Consider the following 23,696-nt stretch of genomic DNA (forward strand, 5'->3'; position numbering starts at 1 on the left):
ATATTTAGCAATCGTTGTGCCATTCTGAATCCCTGAAAAAGCGTTTAGGTAGAGTCATATCGAAACGCAATTGTTGGTTCTAGTCAGTTTTGGAACGCAGCCCGATGTTTGGGTTCCGCCTCACCGAAAAGCGTCGAACTTTCACGACTAAGTCAAAGGCAACCGTAAGTTAATTGCGTCTAGCTGGACCTCCTAACGATGCTGCAAACGATCTCTGACCCGCAAAATCGCCACGGACTTCTGGCCGAAAGTTCAGGCATGCAACGGGCATGACATTGAGTCCGAGCGTTGCCTCGTTGTAAGTCCCCCGAAGTTTCGTTCCGCACGCCATGAGGATCTGAGAACCATGCTCTTCACCAAACAATTGCACGCCGCGTGCCACGACACACGCTGCCAAAGGGGCAACCTAAGCTGTGTGAAAGAAAGGGTTTGCAAAATGATGACTGTTGAACTGCCTGATTGTCTGTTGAATATCTGGCGCCAAGCCAAACTACGGGTCTGAAGATGAACGGACTTTTGCTTTCTGCTCGCACTTCAGACTCTTCACTGCGATTTCATTCTTCAATCTCTTGAGAACGCTGCGACCAAAAAGTGTCAAACCCGCATTCTGCCTTGGCGCCAGATATTCAACAGACAACCAAAGCTCTCGCGCCCACACATTCTGCAAACCCTTTAGATTGACGCAACTCGTGTGAGCTTTCTCCGCGCTCCGCCATGGCACCTGAATTGCTTTTGGGCTATTGGGTGACTACAAGCCTGTTCGTTGCTGGCGCACCGATTGCATCGACCAATCATCTGCGAGGCAACTTGCCTCGTGAATAAGGAGAAAACTATGTCAACACACTCGAATGCACGAAGTCTCAAGCTCATCGATCCCGAAACCGCCTCAGAACCGATCGCGGATGCCTTTGCATTGCTTCCTGTGATTAATGTCTTCCGAGCGATGGCGAATGCGGAAACACTCTATCCCCATTTCAGTAACCTCCTCTTGAGGCTCTTTCAGCCGTTGGAGTTGGACAAGGCATTGGAGCGAATGATCGTTCTTCGTGTTGCAAGTCAGTCGGGCTGCTTCTATGCCTGGAGGCAAAACGTAGTAGTGGCGCACAGCGTCGGCGTGAAAGATGAACAGATTGCCGCCCTGGAAAAGGGAGACGTGAAAGCAGATTGTTTCACCGAGGCAGAACAGGTTGCATTCACTTTTACAGATGAGGTAATGCAACTGATCGAGGCCACGGACGAAACCTACGATGCAGCGAGGAAGCACTTTTCGGACAGAGCCTTGACGGAAATACTCTACGTGATCGGTACCTATATGCTCATCGTCCGTGTAATCAGGACGGGACGAGTTCCATTGGACGATGAGCCCGCGGCGTCCCCACAGTAAAGCACCTGAACGCCAGAACCAATCATGTTTTGAAGTGCAACTGAAAAGGAGAAATAAATGTCGGACAAACTGACGTTTGGCACCTTCGGTCGATACACCGAAATTCCAGTCGATCAAATGACCCCCGAACAGAAGAAGGGGTATGAATATGTGGTCAAAGAACGTGGCGAAGCGCCGGGACCATACAAGATCATTCTTCAGAATCCAAACTTGCTTCAGGTTTTGGTTCCTGTCGGCAAGTACTTTCAGCAAAGCCATTCTTCGCTGTCGGACGCGGAACGCGAAATTGCGGTGAATTTGATCAACGCGAAATGGCACGCGGCCTATTCGAATTATGAACACGAGATGATCGGGGAAAGAGCGGGCCTGCCGCCTGAGAAAGTGCAGGCACTGATCGCAGGGCTGCACACATCTTTTGACGATCCGCGGCAGCAGGTCGTCTATGACATGACCTGTACATTGATAGCCTCGCGCATCGTACCGCAAGGACTTTATGAGCGCGCCGTGAAGCTATTGGGAGATACGGGTCTTACGGATCTCACCGTACTCATTGGGTACTTTACCTCCATATCTATGACACTCGCTGCGTATGACGTTCCATCGAACGCCATTGGATTGAAGCGGTAACCTCGGCGCTGATGGTGGTGCTATAGCTGCACGGTCCTTACGAATTGCAGGGCTATCGCAGTTCGTAAGGACCGAATGTCCGCAGAGCCACCGAGTGTAGCCGCCGCAATTGGCAAAAGGAGGAATGCAATGGCAATGAATGTAAGGCGCATCGTAACCGGTCACAATGCCTCTGGAAAAGCAGTGATTAAGACCGATGAACAGATCGCAGCAGTTCCGCGGATCGCAGCGGGCATCTCGGGCGCGGAGATCTGGTCGACTGATCAAATGCCGATCGACAACTCGGCGGCGGCTGACGCAGCCCAACGAGCCGGTTTCGTTAAGCACACCAATTATGTGGGCGACGGTGGCGGCACGACGTTCCGAATCAACGAGTGGGCCCCCGGCCACGCGAGATTCACCCACCGCACCGAGACCCTGGATTACGCGATCGTGCTGTCAGGTGAGATTGACTGCGAACTGGAAAACGGTGAGGCCGTGCATCTGAAGTCCGGCGACGTCATGGTCCAACGCGGCACGATTCACACCTGGGTCAACAGGGGCTCGGTTCCGGCGGTCACCGCATTCATCTTGATCGATGCCAAGCCTGTCGAGGTTAACGGTACGGAAATGCGCACTGTTTTCCCGACCCTGCCAAGAGGAGACAGTCAGAAAAACGCGAAAGTATTTACATCCTGCATGTCTATAGCACTCACGGCTTATGACGCTCGTCTGACGCTGTTGGACTGACGCGGCAGCAACATCACAACCCTCTTTCAGGCGTCCCGCACGCGTGCTGGACACCTCATATACGGAGTACATCATGTCACCGAGTCCTGTGCCTCAAGTCAGTCTGACAACCGTCGCAACGTTTCCCAAAAACTACTTTCTGGAGAACCTCGTCGTACGTGCAGACAATTCCGTTCTCGTCACCGCATTGAACCACAAAGAGCTGTGGTACGTTCCATCTTCTCCCGATGGCACCGAGGTTACGCCACGGCTGCTCTTCACCTTCCCTCATCTGGCGATGGGGATCGTCGAGGCTGAGCGGGATATCTTCTATATCGCAACGTCCGAGATATACAGCTGGAGTGCATCGGACCTCTACCGTCTCGATTTGAACGGATGGACTCCCGGCACGCCGGTTAACCCCGAAGTGATTCTGCATTTTCCGCAGCCGGTCCGTGGCCTCAATGGTAGCTGTGTAGTTGCGCCGGGCGTCATTTTCATCGCAGACTGTTTTGCAAGCTTGATCTGGCGTGTGGATCTCAACTCGAAAGACGGCAAGCCGGAAGCCAGCGTTTGGCTCAGGCATGACAGCATGGGTTACTTCCCTGGCCAGATGAAGCCTGAGCAGCCGGGTGTCAATGGTGTGCAGTATTCACCGAAGCGCGGCTATCTCTACTTCACTAATACTGCGAAGCAACTCTTCTTGCGAGTCAAGGTTGAACCCACGACCTACGATCCAGTCGGGGAGCCGGAAGTTGTCGGCGGCGGTAGGATGTTCGATGACTTCTGGATCGATCAAGACGCCGCCTTTGCCTATCTGACGACGCATCGACAGAATACGATCGATCGTCTGTCGCTCGAACCCGCACAAAACAGCGAAAAAAAGGTTAGCATCGCCGGCGACCCCTTCACTCCCGAACTCATCGGCCCCTCAGCCGGTCACTGGGGAAGGCGGCCTGGCGAATATGGGAGACTTGCGTTCTTCACCACCGACGGAGGTACAGCATCACCGCCGGCGATTGGTCCTCAAACAGCAAAGCTCATGAAGATCGAGTTGCTGGCGTAGGCACCGCTTCATAATGCCGCGGAAACCTCTGATTATCGCCACAATCGGCGCTCGGCTCGCTACCGCGCCAACTGCCAATGTATTCATCATTTCTTGAAGAGGGCATCGTGTTCGATCAGAGCGTAAGCGGAAAATCGATGGTTAACAGCGAGTGGGAAGGACAAATATGCTGCCAACCCCAGAACATGAATCTTCACGAAAGTGTGAAGATCCTCTACCGAAGGTTCCGAACATCGGTCGAGCAAAATTGAGTAACTAAATTGAGTTAGTAAAAGGAGAAATGATGAATTCAGCAGCCACCAACGAACGGCAATCAAGCTTCAGAGTTGAATCCGACAGCCTCGGCGAGGTCAATGTCCCCGCCTCGCAGCTTTGGGGCGCACAAACCCAAAGGTCTCTTGAACACTTCAGCATCGGGAACGACCTGATCCCGCGCGAGATGATTGCGGCCTACGCTACGTTGAAGAAAGCCGCCGCCAATGCCAATCATGCAGGAAAGCGGCTAGACGACAAGCACCACAATCTCATCGTAGAGGTTTGCGACGAGATCCTCAGCGGTCAACACGAAGACATGTTTCCTCTGCACGTCTGGATGACAGGCAGCGGCACGCAATTCAACATGAACGTGAACGAAGTGATTTCCAACCGCTGTTGCCAACTTGCCGGCACTCCACTTGGCAGCAAGACTCCCGTGCATCCTAACGACCACGTCAACATGTCGCAGTCATCAAACGATTCTTTTCCCACTGCTATGAACATTGCGGCGGCGGTGAACGTAAAGGAGCGGCTTATACCCGCGGTAACTGCGCTGCGCGATGCGATCGCGGCGAACGCCGAGGAGTGGAAAGATATCGTTAAGATCGGGCGCACGCATATGCAGGACGCCACACCGCTTACCCTTGGGCAGGAGTGGTCGGGATACGCCGGTGTCCTCACTGACGATCTTGAGCGCATCGAGGATACGTTGAAAGGCGTGTATCGGCTCGCCCTCGGTGGCACAGCAGTGGGAACAGGCATCAACGCAGCTCCAGACTTCGGCGACGCGGCCGCTGCGGAAATTGCAAAGCTCACAAACCTTTCCTTCATCAGCGCACCCAACAAGTTTACAGTGCAAGGATCTCATGACGCCCTGGTTCAGCTCTCCGGCTCGTTGCGAACTCTCGCCGTCTCGCTCTACAAGATTGCGAACGACATTCGCCTGATGTCGTGCGGCCCGCGGGCAGGCTTTGCGGAACTGACAATTCCAGAGAACGAGCCAGGTTCGTCAATTATGCCCGGCAAGGTAAATCCCACACAGGCAGAGGCACTTACCATGATTTCCGTCCAGGTGATGGCCAACGATGTAGCCGTGGGCTTTGGGGGAGCAGGTGGCTACCTGGAGATGAATGTCTACAAGCCTCTCATCATCTTCAACATCACTCATTCCATCACGATCCTCACGGATGGCTGCACCAACTTCCGCAAGTTTCTGGTCGAAGGGACGAAGCCGAATCTGAAGAAGATCAAGGAATACGTGGACCGCTCACTGATGCTGGTGACCGCGCTTTCGCCGGTCATTGGCTATGACAAATCGTCGAAGATCGCGCACTACGCACTGGATAACGACCTCACGCTGAAGGATGCAGCAATGAAGCTGGGTTTTGTAACGGAGGACGAATTCGACAGCGTCGTTGATCCGGCGAAGATGGTCCACCCATACGTTGCGAAAGTCACACCAGCCTGAGGCAGAGAGCAGAGAGAGCAATGCAAGGACGTGCTGCAAAATTCGTGTGTCTGGTGGGGGTTGCGTTGGTCGGGATGAGCATCTTCGCGCCCCCCGCCTATTCCCAGATACAACAAGGTGAAACGCTGAGCGGCCCTGACAGCCACGAAACAGGGCTAGGGCCCCACGGCCATCTCTTGGGGGACTGGGGAGGTGAACGGTCACGGCTCCTGGAACGAGGCGTCAATTTCGACTTGCAGTACATCAGCGATTCTCTCTGGAACATCAAGAGCGTGCAAAAGGAGCGTCTCGCGAGTTGGAATCGCATACGAGGAACCGTAGACATCGATTTTGGGGCCTTAGTGCATCAGCAAGGATTGTATTTCCATGCAACCGCGCTTTGGCAAGGCGGGGGCATACTCGGCAACTATTTGGGAACGCTCACGAGCCCAAGTGGCATGTCCAGCGGGAACACCTTTCGTCTCGATTCCTGGTGGATGGAAAAACGCTGGCTGAACGAACGGCTCACTGCACGAGTGGGGCAGTTTGCCGGCCAGGATTTCTACGGGACGCAACACGACGGCGCATCTTTCATTTTCGAGCCGATGGGGTATGCCCTAGGCAATCTCTTTACCAATTATGAGTCCTACGATCCACCATCTACGCCCGCAATGGAGGTGCGACTTGTACCGATCAATCACCTCTACGTGAAATCGATGGTCGAGGCCGAGGATCGCGATCCCTATGCTCATAACCCGACCGGACTCGTCCCACAGTTTCGCGGGGTACCGGTGAGCATATCCGAGATCGGATTCACTCCAGGGAAGAAAGCGTCGTCCGTACGAGCTTTCGATAACGTTGAGAGCCGTAAAGGCTATTCGGGACTTTATCAGTTCGGTGCTTCTTACAATCCCGGCAAATTCACAACACCAACCAGCACAACTCCACGTTCGGGCAACTACCTCTTGTACTGGATGGCGAGCCAGGCTCTTTGGCGTGTCGACCCTCAGAGCGGAAAAGGATTGGACGCTACGTTCGCCTACGATTGGAGTCCAGCAGCGGTCAATCGCAACAATAGGGAACTCACCGCCGGGTTGCGCTTCAATGAACCAATTCCTCTGCACATTCACAACACCGTGTCGCTCGGTTTCGTGCAGAACAACCTGAGTTCACAGTTTCTCCAGCCGGGGGCTCCCTCCTGGAAGGCCGAGCGCGCTGTGGAGTGCAACGTTCTCCTAGATGTTGCACCAATGCTCCTACTACAGCCCGTCGTCCAGTACTACGCGAATGTGGGCGGAGGGCCGCAGCGCGCTGTGGTTTTCGGATTCAGAACAAAGATCGAGTTTTAGAAATTCTTTCCAAAGATTTGGAGGACTGTTATGAATATCAGCGGACTAGCGGGGGCCTTGCTTCCGGTCTTCTTTGTACTCGCGCTCGGCTACCTCGCGGGCAAACGCAATGCATTCGACGCGGATCAGTCCGCGGGATTGAGCAAACTGGCACTGAGCTTCGCGTTGCCCGCATCTCTCTTTGTCAGCATGACGCAAATACGCAAGGATCTGCTTCTACAGCAGGGGCGACTTGTTCTCGCGTTATTTCTCGCCCACGTTGGGCTGTTCGTGGCCGCATGGCTGATCTTGCGGCTCGTGCCATTGTTCCGCGGGACGCCCTCCATTATCTATGCGCTCATGCTCGCGACCTCGGCGACACCGGTGTTCGGCATAGCCGTGCTTGGGCCTGTCTTGGGTCCTACGAGCGCTGCAGCGGTGGGCCTGGTAGCGTTGACTATCAACTTCACCGTGCCCCTTGCCATGGTCCTGCTCGAGGTTGATGCGGCGGGAAAAAGCAAACAGACGGCCACAAATGCTCACAAGCCAAGTCCAGTCATGACCGGACTGAATGCTGGTCTAAAGTCGCCGCTTCTATGGGGACCCATTCTTGGCATCATCGTTACGCTTGTCGGCCTCCACCTGCCCCCGACGGTCGCAAGCTGCTTAGAATTAATCGGGTCCACCACCGGCGGTGTCGCGGTCTTTGCAGTAGGCCTTGTCTTGGCGTCCCATCCTGTTCGTATCTCCTCCGGCGTGCTTATTGGTTCTATCGCTCGCGTTTCCGTACAATCCGCGCTCCTCTTCGCTTTACTTCATTTATTGCACGTCGTTAGTCCCTTTGCTCGGGAAGCTCTGGTATGTTGCAGTTTCCCCCTAGCTACGGTGTCTGTACTCTTTGCAGCGCGCTACAAAGCCGTCGAATCGGAGGCGGCTTCGATGCTTCTTGTCTCGACCTTGGCTTTGGCAATCACAGTGCCCACGATGCTCTGGTTGAGCCATTGAAATGGACAATCAATTTCCACGAGAAGTGGGCATGCAGTTCCAGTCGACTGAGTCCTGGTGGCGGTTTGGGGTACCGCGGCCGGCGCGGTCGACGTTATCGGATTTCTTGCTCTCGGCGGCCTTTTCACCGCACATATTCTGACAGTTGGTTTGCGACCTGACCGAATCAGATGCATTGCTCACGATCATCACAACTTTGAAGAAGGTATGTACGGACACACTACAGCCATCAACCAGTCCCGGGCTCGGCAGGCTATTCGTCTGGTTGAGATCTCGTCATTTGTCGAAAATGCACCACTGAAAATCGAGGTCATCCATTTTGTTTCAGTTACTTACGTATGGCACTCGCCATGCATATCCAGATACCGCAGGAATGTGGATTCTCAAATTCAGCAACGATGATGAGTTACCAAAGCAGCACAACGAATGTCCCTGTATCTTCCAGTCCGTACTACAGGCGCATTCACCGGGATTGGCGCTGTCTATGCCGAGCGCTTTCCTTCGCGGGTCCATGATCTTGTGTTGGTATCTTGCGACCGCGCTGAAAGGAATGGCCCACCAATGTTGAGGATTGAAAAAGAGTCGGACGCCATCACAATCGCTAAGACTCGTAACTGGTAACGACGTGCACGGTAACACAGAGCTATGACATTTATGGGAACACAAGACGGAATAGGGACAAGGCCTCAGCGGGAAACCGTTGGCCGCGCAGTTGGCCAAGGAGTCGAGCTGACAGTCGCCTGTCTCATCAGCTATGCGTTGATTACGAAAATTCTTATTCGCGTGTATTCGGTATCCCGAGAAGACGACCTACTTGGGGGGATGTGGGCTGTTATTGCTACGGTCTTTGTCTATCGCGAAAGCTACCAGAAGAGTGTGAGTGCCGCCATATCACGGATGTCGGCAACCGTTCTAAGTTTCGCCCTGTGCCTGATATATCTTCTGTTTCTTCCTTTCCATGCCTTGGGCATGGCAGCTTTGATTGGGATTGGTGCTGTGGTTCTAATTCTGGCTGACCGGTCCGAAGATGTCATCACGGCCTCCATCACAACCACGGTCGTGATGGTCGTCGCCGGCATAACCCCACAGCACGCCTGGACACAGCCTATATTGCGGTTGCTGGACACAAATATAGGGATGGCAGTCGGGATTGCGGCCGCGTGGGCAAGCCTGAAACTCGGATCTCAAACCCACAGGCGCAGCCCGGCGACCGTCCGGGAATCCTAAAACCGGAAACAGGATTCCGTTTTCACAAACAATACTTCCGATAACAGCACACCCCTTAAGGAGAAATCGCAATGGAAAACAACAAAGGAAACTCTGTAATGGATCGTCCCTCAAACTCGGCGACGATGGGCTCATCTAATCCCGATGTCGTTCTCATCGGTGCCGGCATCATGAGCGCTACCCTTGCGGTAATCCTCAAAGAGCTCGATCCGAACCTGAAAATCGAAATCTACGAAGTACTGGGCAGCGCTGCGGAAGAAAGCACAAACGCGTGGAACAATGCCGGCACCGGCCACGCAGCGCTTTGCGAATTGAACTATACCCCACAGCACGCCGATGGCAGCATCGACATTTCAAAGGCTCTGGAGGTCAACACCGAGTTCGATCTCTCCCGTCAACTCTGGGCCTACCTGGTGAAAAAGGGAGCGATCCGAGACCCTCAGTCCTTTATTCATCCCGTGCCCCACTTCAGCTTCGTACGGGGGGAGGAGAATCGCGCCTTTCTCAAGAAGCGCTTTGCGGCGCTTTCGAGCCATCCTCTTTACTACGGAATGGAATATTCGGAGGACAAGAAACAGATTGAGCAATGGCTCCCACTGGTCATGGAAGGGCGTGATCCTGACGATGTGGTCACAGCCACCCGGATGGTGACCGGTACGGACGTGGATTATGGTGCGCTTACTAAAGACCTTCTTGATTCACTCCGTGGGCGAGATGGATTTGCCATTCATTTTTTCAATCGAGTGCAGGATCTGCAACGTGATGGGAATCTGTGGAGTTTGCAAATCAGGGACGAAACGAGCGGCGAGCAGCGGACCGTTCAAGCCAAGTTCGTTTTTATCGGTGCCGGCGGCGGATCCCTGCGTCTGTTGCAGAAATCCGGCATTCCCGAGGGGCGGGGCTACGGCGGATTTCCAGTAAGCGGGATTTGGCTCCGTTGCGATCGTCCTGATGTTTCTTCTCGTCACCACGCTAAGGTTTACGGCAAGGCTTCGGTGGGATCCCCTCCGATGTCGGTACCCCATCTCGACACTCGCCATATCGACGGAAAGGTTTCCTTGCTTTTCGGTCCTTACGCTGGCTTTTCAACAAAGTTCCTCAAGCATGGGTCCTATCTCGATCTCTTCGGCTCCATTGATCCTGAAAACATTCTGCCGTTGATGGCTGTCGGCATGAGTAACCTGGCTCTCGAAGAGTATCTGGTAGGTCAGCTTCTGGAGTCTTCGGGAGAGCGCTTCGCTGCACTCCGCGAATACTTTCCGAATGCAAGGGAAGAAGACTGGAGCGTCGAGGTAGCTGGACAACGTGTGCAGGTTATCAAGAAAGATCCGACACACGGTGGCGTCCTGCAATTCGGAACAGAACTCATTGCCGCATCGGACCGCTCCATTGTTGCGTTGCTAGGTGCCTCGCCTGGCGCCTCAACTGCAGTCTGGATCATGCTTCAAATCATTGAGCATAACTTTCCGCAAGAATTGAGGACTGAAGGATGGGAGGCCAAATTGAAAGAGATGATTCCTTCAGTCGGTCAATCGCTTATCGAGAATGCGGCTCTTTGCCAGCAGTTACGGGCCGAAACAGCGGTTATTTTGAACATCAACAGCATAACCACTAAAGGAGAAGGAAAATGATTCGAGCATACCGGCTGTACACAGGTCCTGAGGGAGATTCCCATGTGGTACGAGGGACCGTAAATGAAGGTGCATTAGTGGATGTGAAAACAATCCACTTCAAGGAAACGGCAGCACATTCCTCCTATGACTGGCATAACGATCCAACTCCGCAGTATGTAATTACATTGAGCGGCATACTCGAATTTGCGACCGTTGGCGGCGAGACTTTTACGATTCATCCGGGCGATGTCCTCGTGGCAGAAGACCACACAGGTTCGGGTCATAAATGGCGTTTGATCAATGACGAGCCTTGGAAGCGAGCGTACGTGATCTTCAAAGAAGGCGCGGATCATCAGTTCACGCCCGATAAGGCGTGAGACTCGTGGATGGAACACAACTGGCAGTGTAGGTAAGCTGCTGTATTCTCTTGCATCAACTGTGCTAGGGAGCGTCGCGAATGAATTACAGGTACGCCCGGCCAGGGCGATTATTGGAGCAGCGATATGGATAACTTGCTTGCGGCACGTTCCCAGATGGGCATGTCTTTAGCTTTCCACATCATCTTTGCGACGATTGGCGTTTCGTTGCCCTTAATGATGACCATCGCCGAATGGCGGTGGAGGTCTACAGGTGATCCGGCCTACCTTTTACTTGCAAAGCGCTGGGCGAAGGGGACAACCATCCTCTTCGCCGTCGGCGCTGTCTCCGGTACTGTCTTGTCCTTCGAACTCGGTCTCTTGTGGCCGCGGTTCATGCAGTACGCAGGCGCCGTGATCGGAATGCCTTTTTCACTGGAAGGGTTCGCCTTTTTTACCGAGGCAATCTTTCTCGGGATTTACCTGTATGGCTGGAACCGGGTGCCGGGATGGTTTCACCTTCTCTCGGGCGTCATCGTGGCAATCAGCGGTGTCCTTTCCGCAATATTCGTCACCCTTGTGAACGGCTGGATGAATACGCCAACAGGCTTCGATATGGTGGCTGGAAAGTTCGAGAACATTCATCCGTTTGTTGCAATGCTCAATCCGGCAGGGATTCCGGAAGCCGTACACATGGTCTTAGCGGCGTATACCGCAGCAGGCTTTGCGACAGCCGGCATTCATGGATGGCTCCTCCTTCGGCGCGGTCGAAATCGATTCGATGAGGTAGCAATCGGAATCGCCTTGCTGGTTGGTGGTGTAGCAGTTCTTGTTCAAGGTGTAAGTGGGGACGCACTAGCCCGCATGGTCGCGGCGAGGCAACCGATGAAGCTTGCCTCGCTCGAAGGTCAATTCCAAACCGAGACCGGCGCACCGCTGCGCATCGGCGGAATTCCTTTTCCTGATGAACGCGAAACCAAGTATGCCATTGAGATACCGCACGGACTGAGCCTTTTTGGGTTTCATAAATACAATGCGCTGATCAAAGGACTTGACCAGGAGCCACAGTCAGACTGGCCGAACGTGCGGATTGTCCACATCTGCTTTCAGATCATGGTCGGCTGTGGGAGCCTATTGTCCCTCTTTGCTCTTGCAGGAGGATGGCTAGTCTGGACGAGACGTCCGTTGACCGAGCACACGAGGTTCATCAAGGCACTCGTTCTCGTCAGCCCGCTTGGTTTTGTAGCTCTGGAGGCGGGATGGATGGTGACGGAGTTAGGCCGTCAGCCCTGGATCGTCTATCACCTCATGCGCACCAAAGATGCAGTGACTTCGATGCCGAACGTAACGATCACCTTCTCGGTGATGACAGCGCTATATGTGATTCTTGGAGTCCTCGTTGTCTGGCTATTGAGCAGGCATGTCATCGCAGCGCCGGAGACAAAGCAGATCGAACATCCGGAGGTTCTCGTATGAACGTATCTGTAATCCTTGCGGCGATTATGCTGATCTCGCTGGTGATCTACTCCCTGCTCGGCGGAGCTGACTACGGCGCGGGCTTTTGGGATCTAGTCTGCTCTGGACCGCGAAAGCAGGGTCAGCGCGACCTGATTGCGAAGGCGATCCAGCCTGTATGGGAGACCAACCACATCTGGTTGATCCTGCTTGTCGTCCTGATGTTTTCCGGCTTCGCGCCGGCTTTCAGCGCGATCAGCGTAGCACTTGCTGTACCGGTCTTCCTGATTCTCCTCGGAATCGTTCTGCGCGGCTCGTCCTACGTGTTCCGGGCCTACTTCACCGGAAGCGTTCGGACGCAGCTCTATTGGGGCAAGATTTTTTCAATATCAAGCAGTCTTACGCCACTCTTCCTTGGGATCGTGATTGGGGCAACCTCCATTGATAACGTTCGCGTGAATGACGGAATCAGCGAGAACGGTTTCCTCAGAGCGTGGTTCCATCCGTTTCCGCTGGTCGTTGGTGTGCTTTCGCTTTCACTGTTCGCTTATCTATCGGCCTGTTATCTTACCGTCGAGACCGATGACCCGGCACTTCAGAATGACTTCAGGAGCCGGGCCTTGTTCTCTGGGTTTGTCTCGATGCTTGTGGCATTCGCCACCTACGCCCTCGCTGGGAATTTCGCCTTGGAAATACGGAACGGCCTGTCTCGCGCTCCCTATGTCTGGCTGGTCGAGGCTGGCGCCGCCATCGCGGCATTGGTTGCCTTCCAGGCGCTCTGGTCGCGCAGCTATCCCCGTGCACGCATAGCCGCGGCAGCCCAGGTCGGGCTCATCGTAATCGGCTGGGGCCTTGCCCAGTATCCCTATCTCGTCCGGCCCGAACTCACGATCTTCAATAGCGCCTCTCCACCGAACATTCTCGTGGATATCGAGATCGCCGTCGCATTGGGCGCCGTGATTCTGATTCCTTCGCTTGTCCTGCTACTTCTCATCTTCAAAAGGGATGGGAAATTGAACTCAGCCAGCGTCGATAAAACTGTCTCGGAAGCTTTCACCCGCGGAGAACTCTTATGATGCTTGTCCCAATTTCTAAACCCTTGCAGCGCGCACTTGAAGCATTATCCAACGAGACGGGAGAGCCTATCCCACAACTCGTGGCGGACGCGCTCTCTCATGGCCTCGGCATACCGGTGCACACGCTCTTCCAGGTCTCAACGTCGGGGGCTCTTGTACAAGGGATCTACGAACGGGCCGTCTCCAGCACCTTCCTGCTGAACTATGGTGATTTCGGGCTTGGCACCTTCGACAATCTCGATGGTGAGATGGTTGTGCTGGATGGGGTCATCTATCAGGTGCGTAGCGATGGCACCGTTAACAAGATCGTCGACGAGACAGGAACGCCCTTCGCCATTGTTGTAAAGTTTGCAGCGGATCAAGACCAGACAATCGCAAGTGCATCGAGCTTCGAGGAACTCAGGGCCATCTGCGACAGGTATCGGGATTCTGACAATCTCTTCTATGCATTTCGCATTGATGGTCACTTTGACCACATCCACACTCGCGCCATGAAAGCCACCCCGAAAGGTCTGCCTTTGGCCAAAGCCGCAGCGATCCAGCCAGAGTTCGATTTCAGGGACATCCGCGGGACACTCGTCGGGATATGGGCTCCGCAATTCGCGAGCGCCTTCAATGTAGTGGGATACCACTTCCACTTCCTCTCCGAGGACCGGACGAAGGGAGGCCATCTGCTTGAGTGCAGCGGCACGAACCTTCGAGTCCGAGTGGAGAAGCTGAACGACTTCCATCTGTCCCTTCCTGAGTCTGAGGAGTTCCTGAGAGCCGACCTCACAAAAGATCCTTCAAAGGATCTCGCCTACGCTGAACAACCCCACAAAAAGGAAAACGTCTAATGTCCAACGAACCGAAACACAGTGAGCCCACCGGTGCAGATATCGTCGTCAAAACACTTGAACAACAGGGTGTGAAATGGGTCTTCGGGATTCCAGGCGCGAAGATCGACAAGGTCTTCGATACCCTTGCTGACTCCTCTATCCAAACTGTTGTCTGCCGGCACGAGCAGAACGCCGCGTTTATTGCTGGCGGTATCGGGCGTATGACGGGCAAAGCCGGCGTGGCGATCGGCACTTCTGGGCCAGGTGTCTCGAATCTCGTCACTGGACTGGCGACCGCGAACACAGAAGGTGATCCGATGATCGCTCTCGGTGGCGCCGTACCTGTGGCTGACAGATTGAAGAAGACTCATCAGTCGCTGGACAATGCCAATCTTTGCAGGCCTGTGACGAAGTTCAGCGCGGAAGTGGACTCCCCCGAGTCTGTCTCGGAAGTTCTGATCAGTGCGTTCCGCAGCGCTGAGTCCGGCCGGCCAGGCGCCGCCTTCGTGAGCCTTCCCACAGACATCATGGCGGCGCCCGCCAAATGCGGCGTTATTACTCCTCCCACGCACTCTGCGGCAGGTCCCGCAGACTCTGCCGCTGTCAAGGAAGCTGCTCGCCTTATCAATCAAGCGAAGAGACCAGTGGTACTCCTTGGCCTCCTGGCAAGCAAACCTGAGAATGCAGCTGCAATTCATGAATTGATCGCCAGCAGAAAACTTCCGGTTGTTGGGACATTCCAGGCCGCGGGCGCGATCTCGGCAAATCTGTTCAGTAGCTTTAGTGGACGTGTCGGTCAGCTTAATAATCAACCAGCGGACAAGATCCTCGCCGCGGGAGACCTGGTGATCACGATTGGGTACGACTCCGTCGAATACTGGCCATCCATTTGGAATAAAGGAAATAAGCGCGCCATCGTACATCTGGATTTGCTTCCAGCCGATATCGACAACTCCTATAGCCCGGCGGTTGAGCTGATTGGAGATATCGCGGCGACGATTCGGCTATTAACGCCTCTGATCTCGCACTCTGCCCCCGATGCAGTCATCAAGGAATTGCTCGACAAGATCGCGGAAGCTCGTCAGGAGTTGGCACGATCCTCTGCGGCGATGAACGGAACTCCAATCCATCCACTAAGGCTCGTCTCTGAACTACAAAACCTTCTCACGCCTGATACCACGCTTTGCCTGGACATGGGTTCCTTCCATCTTTGGATGGCAAGACACCTCTATAGCTTCCGATCGCGACAGATGCTCATCAGCAACGGTCAACAGACACTCGGAGTCGCACTTCCGTGGGCTATCGCAGCCACGCTCGTTCGCCCAGCCGAAAAGGTGTTGTCGATCTCCGGCGACGGTGGTTTCCTGTTTTCGGGTATGGAGCTTGAGACTGCCGTGCGGCTCCAGTCCCACCTTGTTCACATGATCTGGATCGATGGCACCTACAACATGGTCGCCGTCCAGGAAGAACAGAAGTACGGCCACCCCTCGGGCACAACGTTCGGCCCGATTGATCCCGTAAAGTATGCGGAGTCGTTCGGAGCCCATGGTTTCATGATTCAGTCTCCGGACCAGATCCAGGGAGTGCTTAAGCAAGCCTTCGACACTCCTGGTCCCGTACTCATCGGGGTACACGTAGACTATCGCGACAATCACAAGCTCTTCGAGCTGGTGAATGAACGGAGTATTCACTAATGCCTGAGGGGACTACTCAGACGAGCAGTTCCGGTCGGGGCATTCACAACTAACGGAGCTACTCCGCCGATGAGTACACAATCTCAAAAACGGACGAAACGAGATATTAAGAAGTTTCAGCGCACTGGATCGACCCGCCACAACAACGGAGTTGGTTCCTATTCGAGGCCCAAACGTGAGGCTTTATAGAGTTTCTCGTTGAGGACCCAGTAAACCACCGGGAAAGCAGAGTACAAAAGAGCAAGAGAATACATAATGACCATTCTCACGGGAGAAGCATCGCAGTACAACGACGAAAAAAGAATTCAGACCGGAAGGATAGTTATAATTCCAGCTGGCTCTTTGTGTATGCTAGTCAGCAAGGAAAAGGGCCAACGGCACGTATGGTGTATGACCAAAGTATGACCAAACAAGCTGCGGAGGCCCTCACGGAACCATATGGAACCAAACCAATCGCAGTGACTAAGTATTTGTAAACACAGAAACGGCACGCCTTACTTGACTCTTGAAAAGGTCTCAAAATCCGTCGGAAGCAATTCCATGGGGGTTCGATTCCCCCTCCCGGCACCATCTAACCTATTTGTTTGCAATATGTTACAGGGGAGGGAACTGTCGGAAGCCGATCCTCCGGTACAAATACGGTACACTGCGCATCCAATGTATTTTCAAGACCTTACGGTTTTCGAAAGTATGGCTTGGGGGCAGCCATCTATATATAGATATAGATTGCCCTTACATACGCTCGATTACGGAGTGCGCAGCGGATAAAGTGTCCGCCCCAGCGGCAAAAAACCGAGGGCATCTACGTGATGGAGCGAACGTTCAAGGTGAGTTCGATTTCAAGAGACGGACTTGATCACTGCGACTTTGCTCAGCCCGGTCTGAAGTCAACAGTTGAATGGGAAGGTGCGGCGTCGAGAAACGGCCTGCCTTACCTTCGCCTCTCTTTTGTAGACCGCTCGTCCTCGGACAAAACGCTTCCCAGGTACAGCGTCAGGGCCTTCTTATATTCTGCGATGATCAGAAGCTTCTCCTTCGGAGCTGCTTCCGCGTAGAGCGTTGTCATGCCTTTGACCATCTGGAGGGTGATATTTGCGGCCAACATGGCCTTTTCGCTGGTGAGCGATGGGTCCTTCGCTCTAAAGGCGTTCGCGATAGCAACGCGTAAAGCCCTGCGCGCAGCCGGATCCCGAGAAAAACGGATCGGCGCGGCCAGTAACTGCAGATAGGCGGGACGTTCCCTTAGGAATTCGATGACGCGTTCCAGGAACGTCTCCGCAAATGCGGTGTGGGACAGTGTCTCCGCCTGTTCAATCAAAGGCTTCCAATAAGCCTCGACCTTCTGTGCGTATTGGTTCAAAAGAGCGAAGGCCATGGATTGCTTGTCTGGGAAATAGTGATAAAGCGTGCCAATCCCGGAACCGCTACGCTCGGCGATAGCAGTCATCGTTGTGGCCTCATAGCCGATCTCTGCGAAGAGCACCGCTGCAACGTCCAGAAAATTCGCAAGCCGCCGTGTTGCACGCTCCTGCTGCGGCTCCACTCGGGCAGAATTTGAAACAGTCGAGGGCATACTCGCATTTTATGCTAATAAAGTCGAGGGTGCTGTCGCTTGCTGGAGCCGCAAATCTTCGCTTCAGCTCAACATCATGCTTGACATAAACATGTAATGGATCAAGGGTGCCAAGTGACATATCTTTTACTTCATAAAGTCGAGGATGTCCTCGGTTATTAACTCGTGATTGGCACCAACCACTCCTTACCGATAGGGCCTGCTGGACCATCAGGGCAATCTCACCGGCATCGCCTACGCAGAAATCTGACATCCGATCGAACGAGAACCAACAATGCAGCATCAAGAGGAGCAAGTTACATGTGCGTAGAAACTCAACCAGAGAAAGCCGCTCCTTCCGCCCGTCATCTCTCCAGCCTGCGAGAATACCTCGACGTTCTGCGTGATCTCGGCGAACTCCAGGAGATCGCACACGAGGTCGACTGGAATCTTGAAATTGGCGCGGTGACCCGCCGTTGCTACGAGACCGGCGCCCCCGCCCCTCTGTTCGGCCGCGTCAAGGGTGCCGAACCCGGGTTTCGCGTGTTAGGCGCTCCCGCAGGTCTTAGCGCTCGTCCAGGCCAACGCTTCGCCCGCATCGCCGTTTCGGTCGGGCTGCCGCCGGGAGCAACAGCGCTTGAGATCGTGGAAGCGCTGTCCCGCGCTGAAGACAATCCGCCTATCCCGCCTCGCGTCGTCGAGGACGCACCCTGCAAGCGAAATGTATTCACAGGCGACGCGGTGGACCTGATGCGTCTGCCGACGCCGCTCATCCATGACGGCGATGGCGGACGCTACATCAACACTTGGGGAACGATCGTCGCACGTTCGCCGGACGGCGCTTGGACCAACTGGTCGATCGCTCGGATTATGTTACGAGACCGCAACACGATGGTTGGCATCGTCTCGCCGCAGAAACATGTCGGCCGCGTGCACGCCATGTGGAAGGCGATTGGCAAGCCCATGCCCTTCGCGCTCTCACTCGGCCAGGATCCAGTGGTGCCGTTCTTCGCTGGGATGCCGCTGCATGACGGCATCTCTGAGGGGCCAGTGATCGGTGGTTACCTGGGTGAGCCGATCGAGGTTGTTCGCTGCGAAACCGTCGACCTGGACGTTCCGGCATCGTCTGAAATTGTCATTGAGGGCCATCTCACGCTCGACGAGATGGATGCGGAAGGTCCGATGGCCGAGTACCCAGGCTACATCGTACCAAGCTCGCGTAAATTGAGGCCGTTGTATCGTGTTTCGGCGATGACCTACCGGGATGATCCCATTCTGCCAATTGTCGCGGCCGGATACCCGCCGGAGGAGAATCACACCTGCTGGGGCATCGGCATCGCGGCAACCGTGCTGGCCGAGTTGCGCAAGACTGGCTGGCCGGTGACTGCCTGCTTTGTCCCGTTCGAGGCAGCATGCCACCTACTTGTCGTAACTGTGTCGCGGGACTGGAGTCGGCGCACGAACGCCGCCGAGTTTGCGCGGGCATTGGGCGATTACGTGTTTTCGCTCCGAGGCGGCATAGTGGTGCCGCGCATTTTCGTCGTACTGGACGACGTGGATCCGAGTAATCCGGCCGAAGTGCTATGGGCTATGGCGACACGCGTCCATCCTGGCGACGGTGAGATCATGTTCCCCACCTTGTCCGCCAATCCTCTGAATGCCTTTATGAAGGGCAACGAAAAAGCGGCCATGTTCACCACAAAGGCCGTGCTCAACGGGCTTCCTCGTGACGATTGGGCTGCTGACCAGGTGCCTGTTCGCGCCGATTTCGCGACGCTTTATCCAGAGGAGCTCAAACGCAAGGTGCTCGCCGGCTGGACAACCCTCTATGGATTTCCGGGTGATATGTGTATCTGACACGGTCAGAAATTAATTCCATGAGACCGAGAATCGCAGTTATGAGAGGCGCGGGTAGGAACGGAGGCAAGCGAAGGGCCGGAGCATGCGCGACCGCTCGTCGGTGTTGAGATCAGGCCCTAGTAGATGTAGAGGCCGTCCGTACACAAGAACTGTCCGGGATACCGAGTTCTGAAGAACAGGTGAGGCAAATATGAGAGTCGTAGTAGGCATTACCGGTGCGACAGGCGCGATCTTTGGGATCCGCATACTTCAAGCGCTTCGCGAGCGGGGCGTCAATACTGAAGTCATCTTGAGCAAGTGGGCGAGGGTAACCATACAGCACGAGACGGAGTTTACTGCTCCCGAGGTAGAGGCGTTGGCCACTGAGGTTCACTCCAATAGCAATCTTGCTGCGTCCATTTCGAGCGGATCGTTCAAGACAGATGGCATGATCATTGCTCCGTGCAGCATGAAGTCGCTTGCAGCGATTCGTAGTGGATATGCTGCCGACCTGATCGGACGTGCGGCAGACGTAGTACTGAAAGAACGACGCAAGCTGGTTCTTCTTCCTCGCGAAAGTCCACTCAACGATATTCATCTTGAGAACATGTTGGCGCTGAGTCGAATGGGCGCAGTGATGATCCCGCCGGTTCCTTCTTTCTATAACCACCCAAGGAATCTGGAGGAGATGGTAGACCACATTGTCGCGCGCGTTCTCGATCAGTTCGGACTCGAAACGCCACACGCTGTTCGGTGGCATGGCCTTCGCGAATCAGAGGCCATGGCAACGCATTGATTTAGCGAAAACTGCAATGGAAAGGGTCTGGACATGCGTATCGCTTCAATCGAGACGATCATTGTTGATCTTCCCACTCGCCGCCCGCATCACCTGGCAATGGCGACCATCAACAGCCAAGGAAGAGTCCTGGCCAGGATTCGCGACGAGAATGGAAATGAAGGGATCGGCGAAGCCCCTGTTATCCCACATTACGGGGCAGAGACCGTCGAAGGCATCAAATTGTTGATCGACGATTATCTGAGTCCGCCCGTCATCGGCCAGAATCCGGCAGCGTTGGAGGCCATCCTGCTAACAATGGACAAAATAGTGAAGGATAACGCCTATGCGAAGGGCGTCGTCGAGATGGCCTGCGTCGATCTGACAGCCCGCAGCTTCGGCGTTTCCGCTGCTGCACTCTTCGGGGGCGCCGTGCGCGAACAAATCCCTACGCTATGGGTATTAGGAACCGGAGATGCAGCGAAAGACATCGCGGAGGCTGAGGAGAAAATGGCTGCAGGGCTCTACAAACTGTTCCTGGTTAAGATCGGCAAGGGCGACCCGCGCGATGACGTTGCCCGGGCTTCCGCAGTGAAGCAGGCGCTGGGCGACCGGGCGCGCGTACACGTCGACATCAATCAGAGTTGGAATGAGACCACGGCAGTTTGGGCGATTGAACGGTTGCAGGACGCTGGTATCGCCGTTATCGAACAGCCACTGCCTCGCGCGGATATCGAAGGGATGCGGCGGCTAAGCGAGCGCTTCGCCGTGCCGATCATGGCCGACGAGGCGGTCGACACCATAGACAGTGCAATGGCTATTGCGCGCAATCGCGCCGCCAGCGCATTTTCCCTCAAAGTCGTCAAGCATGGTGGTCTGCTGCGCACCCGCAAGGTGGCCACGATTGCGGAGGCCGCCGGGCTGTCGCTGTTCGGTGGCACCATGCTCGAGAGCAGTATTGGAACCGCCGCGTCAGCGCAGCTCTTCTCCACGGTCTCGCGGCTCGATTGGGGTTGCCAGCTCTTCGCACCGGAATTGTTCAGCGATAGCCTCACAGTTGAGCAGCTTGTCTACCAGGATTTCCACCTTGTCGTCCCGTCCGGTCCTGGCTTCGGCATGACCATTGATCCCGACAAACTTGCTTTTTATCGGCGAGATGAGGGCCGGTACCGCCGCGCCATGTGAACAGTGACGATGTCCTGGGCAATCCTCTCTCCTGCCGCAGTGATCTGCTCCCCGCAAACTGGATCGTTTTGGGGTAGAGTTTTCCGTGGCAGAACCCCTGGGCTGGGAGGAGCGGAGAGCGATGAAGGCATCGAAGTACCCAGATCGATTGATTTATCCCGATCAAGAACGAGGCGCAGCTAGATCTACAGGCGCTGCATCGCGTGCGTGATCGTTGGATTGGCCGCAGAACCGCCGTGATCAACCAACTGCGTGAGTTCCTCCTGGAGCACGGTATTACCATCACTGCGGGCCCCGCTCATCGCAAACCGCAAAAGAGAAGGCACGGAAGCCCTCAAACCGACTCCGTCTGAAGCGGCAAAAGAAAAGAGAGTAGAGTCCATTTCAAATTCGGTTGGGAGGCGAGCGCAATGAACCTCCTGGCTCTTTATGCCGTCCGGCATTTCGTACAGGCTTGACGCTCGCAAATTGCGATTGGTACGCAATAATATCCGTTTCCAGCGATGTCAGCAGGGATGTTATTCGTGAAGAAAGAAGAAGAAAGCTGCGAGAGTGTGGAGCGAGGCTTGTGTCGGATTTTGAATCGTACATGCTACCTGAGGCAACGGACAATTGTGTGTCATACGTTGCAAGTGAGGAAGGCACTTTGTCGGAAATTCTATCGGCTAGTCTCTCGAGCCGATCCGCAAGTTGGCCGTCGGCGATCTCCTGGGTTCGAAGGAGTGGTTCCGGAATCTCGAAGCCGGGCAAGCGAAGGAGGTACCTTAACAATGCGATTCGTGTTACGAAAATAATCCTAAGCTGAAGTTGCCATCGAAGGAGATACGACCGTGCCGCAAGATTGTGTTCACGGCTGCCGCCGAATTCGAGCATCAGTCCGTCAGCTTGTTGCCGAAGTTCTTCGAAATTTGTACTGATCGTTTCGCGAAGCCGGTATGCCTCTTCGATTGTTACGCCGGAGGCTTTGGAGACAGGCGTCATTAGTTTCGCGAGTAACCGCAGCGTAAATACGAACGAGCGCTGCATCGCGACCAGGGCCGACGCTCCCCAGAGTTGATCGAAGATCAACCACATAGCAACGAGGCCCAAAAGGATACCGGCTACACGATCCCTCGCGACGGCAAGAGAGGTCTGAAATTTGTACTCCTGAAGATTATTCAAATAAAAAGCAACTGCAATCTGCATACCAAAGTAAGAGAGCCGTGGTCCTGAGGTTATGATCCATGCTGACAAGACGGACACCGCCACGAACAACATAAGAAATCCGGCGATAGAATCGAGGGCCGGCAACACGAAGACCTGTGCACCGAAGCCGATAAAAATCCCGCCTACGATCGCTCCGCCGAAGCGGAGTACCTGTTTCTGCCGTGATGCACCGATCGTCGTCAAAGCAGTTAAGAGACACGTTGTGACTGCTGTGCTGATGCCTTGCCACGCAACCAGGTTGTAGATCAGATAGCAAAAACCTGCCGCGAGACCGCCCCGAATGCCAAACCGCACGTAAGAAGGGTTGGAGAATGCATCTGGAACAAAGAATGGGCTCGGCGTCTGCTCACAGGTCATTGGAGATTGGTTCTCAGGTAGAGAATCGGAACCGCTCGTCACCTCGGCGATGAGTGACACCGTCTCCTCCATTTCCTGGAGCAGCGGAACTGTTGTAGCACGGGATTCCTCCAGGGTCTCGAACCGGTGCGGAGTTTGCCGACTCAACAAGTCATGGGATAGCCCTTCGATTCGATCTGCAAGACGCCCAAGTCTGTGCAGATCTGTCTTCGAGAATTCTGTAGATAGGCCAGATAGATTCGCTCCAAGATCAACAAGCCTCCCCACCAATGCCACAACAGCCCCCATCTGCTGAGTTGATTCGGGGGAATAGCTGGAGGAGCGCAGGAGATCACGCCGCATTCGCGAGGTTCCGAGTATTGCGAGCCGAATCAACTGGTGTTCGGCTGAAGGGGCCGCAACTCCTCTTGATGGGGAGCGGAGCCAAGATGCGGTGCTTTGCAGACGTTCGACCATGGCGCTGGTGAGACTATCCACGGGCCGTGATCGGGCATAAACAAATTCCATCACTGTGGTGATGATGGTAGCGAAGGCAACTGCTCCAACCGCCCACAAGGTTTGAACGACCTTTTGTTCCGCAGAAATCCGACTATCCCAGAGGGGAATGGTGACGATAACCAAGTAGCCGAAATTAAACGCTGCCGAGTAGTTCGATACAGCTTTGAGAGCGAAGAAGATCAGAAACAGGGTTGCCAGGACCCAAAGAAGACGAAGCATGGGTTC

19 protein-coding genes and 1 pseudogene are annotated in these 23,696 nt (G+C 54.7%); 18 read left to right on the forward strand and 2 right to left on the reverse strand.

Features of this window, described 5'->3' with window-relative positions; genetic code table 11:
• The first annotated feature begins 832 nt into the window (after positions 1-832).
• From BDD14_RS28495 to alsS, 14 genes are all read left to right on the forward strand, one after another.
• A complete protein-coding gene (locus tag BDD14_RS28495; RefSeq protein ID WP_130424541.1) occupies positions 833-1,384 on the forward strand; it encodes a carboxymuconolactone decarboxylase family protein in 552 nt (183 codons plus the stop codon).
• Positions 1,385-1,441: 57 nt separating this feature from the next.
• Positions 1,442-2,011: a carboxymuconolactone decarboxylase gene (locus BDD14_RS28500; RefSeq protein ID WP_130424542.1), complete on the forward strand. Its 570-nt coding sequence runs from the start codon at positions 1,442-1,444 to the stop codon at positions 2,009-2,011.
• A gap of 129 nt (positions 2,012-2,140) precedes the next feature.
• The gene (locus tag BDD14_RS28505; protein ID WP_165420369.1) at positions 2,141-2,740 is read left to right on the forward strand and encodes a cupin domain-containing protein; all 600 of its coding nucleotides are present in this window, start codon (positions 2,141-2,143) and stop codon (positions 2,738-2,740) included.
• 73 nt (positions 2,741-2,813) lie between these two features.
• On the forward strand, positions 2,814-3,785 hold the full coding sequence (locus tag BDD14_RS28510; RefSeq protein WP_130424546.1) for a hypothetical protein: 972 nt from the start codon (positions 2,814-2,816) through the stop codon (positions 3,783-3,785).
• A 280-nt stretch (positions 3,786-4,065) separates the two neighbouring features.
• Positions 4,066-5,508 (forward strand): class II fumarate hydratase, encoded by a 1,443-nt coding sequence (gene fumC / locus BDD14_RS28515; RefSeq protein WP_242618352.1) that lies wholly within the window; start codon positions 4,066-4,068, stop codon positions 5,506-5,508.
• 74 nt (positions 5,509-5,582) lie between these two features.
• Positions 5,583-6,836, forward strand: a complete 1,254-nt coding sequence (locus BDD14_RS28520; protein ID WP_242618363.1) for a carbohydrate porin — start codon at positions 5,583-5,585, stop codon at positions 6,834-6,836.
• Between the two features lie 30 nt (positions 6,837-6,866).
• On the forward strand, positions 6,867-7,820 hold the full coding sequence (locus tag BDD14_RS28525) for an AEC family transporter (RefSeq protein ID WP_130424550.1): 954 nt from the start codon (positions 6,867-6,869) through the stop codon (positions 7,818-7,820).
• Between the two features lie 654 nt (positions 7,821-8,474).
• A complete protein-coding gene (locus BDD14_RS28535) occupies positions 8,475-9,047 on the forward strand; it encodes an FUSC family protein (RefSeq protein WP_165420370.1) in 573 nt (190 codons plus the stop codon).
• 71 nt (positions 9,048-9,118) lie between these two features.
• Positions 9,119-10,678: a malate dehydrogenase (quinone) gene (gene mqo / locus BDD14_RS28540; RefSeq protein WP_242618353.1), complete on the forward strand. Its 1,560-nt coding sequence runs from the start codon at positions 9,119-9,121 to the stop codon at positions 10,676-10,678.
• Positions 10,675-11,037: a cupin domain-containing protein gene (locus tag BDD14_RS28545; RefSeq protein WP_130424554.1), complete on the forward strand. Its 363-nt coding sequence runs from the start codon at positions 10,675-10,677 to the stop codon at positions 11,035-11,037. Before mqo ends, BDD14_RS28545 begins: the two co-directional genes overlap by 4 nt.
• 126 nt (positions 11,038-11,163) lie before the next feature.
• Positions 11,164-12,492 (forward strand): cytochrome ubiquinol oxidase subunit I, encoded by a 1,329-nt coding sequence (locus BDD14_RS28550; RefSeq protein ID WP_130424556.1) that lies wholly within the window; start codon positions 11,164-11,166, stop codon positions 12,490-12,492.
• Entirely contained in the window at positions 12,489-13,547 is a 1,059-nt protein-coding gene (locus tag BDD14_RS28555; RefSeq protein ID WP_130424558.1) for a cytochrome d ubiquinol oxidase subunit II, read from the forward strand. The genes BDD14_RS28550 and BDD14_RS28555 overlap by 4 nt, the downstream gene beginning before the upstream one ends.
• Positions 13,544-14,383 (forward strand): acetolactate decarboxylase, encoded by an 840-nt coding sequence (gene budA / locus BDD14_RS28560; protein ID WP_130424560.1) that lies wholly within the window; start codon positions 13,544-13,546, stop codon positions 14,381-14,383. Before BDD14_RS28555 ends, budA begins: the two co-directional genes overlap by 4 nt.
• Positions 14,383-16,059, forward strand: coding sequence for an acetolactate synthase AlsS (gene alsS / locus BDD14_RS28565; RefSeq protein ID WP_130424562.1), 1,677 nt, complete (start codon positions 14,383-14,385; stop codon positions 16,057-16,059). Before budA ends, alsS begins: the two co-directional genes overlap by 1 nt.
• Positions 16,060-16,990: 931 nt before the next feature.
• Here the strand turns inward: alsS and BDD14_RS28570 are convergent.
• Positions 16,991-17,632 carry a TetR/AcrR family transcriptional regulator gene (locus BDD14_RS28570; RefSeq protein WP_130424564.1) on the reverse strand — a complete coding sequence of 214 codons (642 nt, stop codon included), beginning with the start codon at positions 17,630-17,632 and terminating at the stop codon, positions 16,991-16,993.
• A 300-nt stretch (positions 17,633-17,932) separates the two neighbouring features.
• On the opposite strand from BDD14_RS28570, the gene BDD14_RS28575 reads away from it, so the two are divergent.
• The 4 genes and pseudogenes from BDD14_RS28575 to BDD14_RS33465 all read left to right on the forward strand — a co-directional run.
• Positions 17,933-19,468, forward strand: a complete 1,536-nt coding sequence (locus tag BDD14_RS28575; protein ID WP_130424566.1) for a UbiD family decarboxylase — start codon at positions 17,933-17,935, stop codon at positions 19,466-19,468.
• Between the two features lie 193 nt (positions 19,469-19,661).
• On the forward strand, positions 19,662-20,246 hold the full coding sequence (locus tag BDD14_RS28580) for a UbiX family flavin prenyltransferase (protein WP_130424568.1): 585 nt from the start codon (positions 19,662-19,664) through the stop codon (positions 20,244-20,246).
• A gap of 33 nt (positions 20,247-20,279) precedes the next feature.
• Positions 20,280-21,410 carry a muconate/chloromuconate family cycloisomerase gene (locus BDD14_RS28585; RefSeq protein ID WP_130424570.1) on the forward strand — a complete coding sequence of 377 codons (1,131 nt, stop codon included), beginning with the start codon at positions 20,280-20,282 and terminating at the stop codon, positions 21,408-21,410.
• A gap of 164 nt (positions 21,411-21,574) precedes the next feature.
• Positions 21,575-21,703 (forward strand): annotated as a pseudogene (locus BDD14_RS33465) (IS110 family transposase); the annotation flags it as partial.
• Positions 21,704-21,794: 91 nt separating this feature from the next.
• On the opposite strand, the gene BDD14_RS28595 reads toward BDD14_RS33465, so the two are convergent.
• The gene (locus BDD14_RS28595; protein ID WP_242618354.1) at positions 21,795-23,690 is read right to left on the reverse strand and encodes an FUSC family protein; all 1,896 of its coding nucleotides are present in this window, start codon (positions 23,688-23,690) and stop codon (positions 21,795-21,797) included.
• Positions 23,691-23,696 lie beyond the last annotated feature (6 nt).

The organism is Edaphobacter modestus, from assembly GCF_004217555.1.
In the GTDB taxonomy this organism is placed as follows: Bacteria; Acidobacteriota; Terriglobia; order Terriglobales; family Acidobacteriaceae; genus Edaphobacter; species Edaphobacter modestus.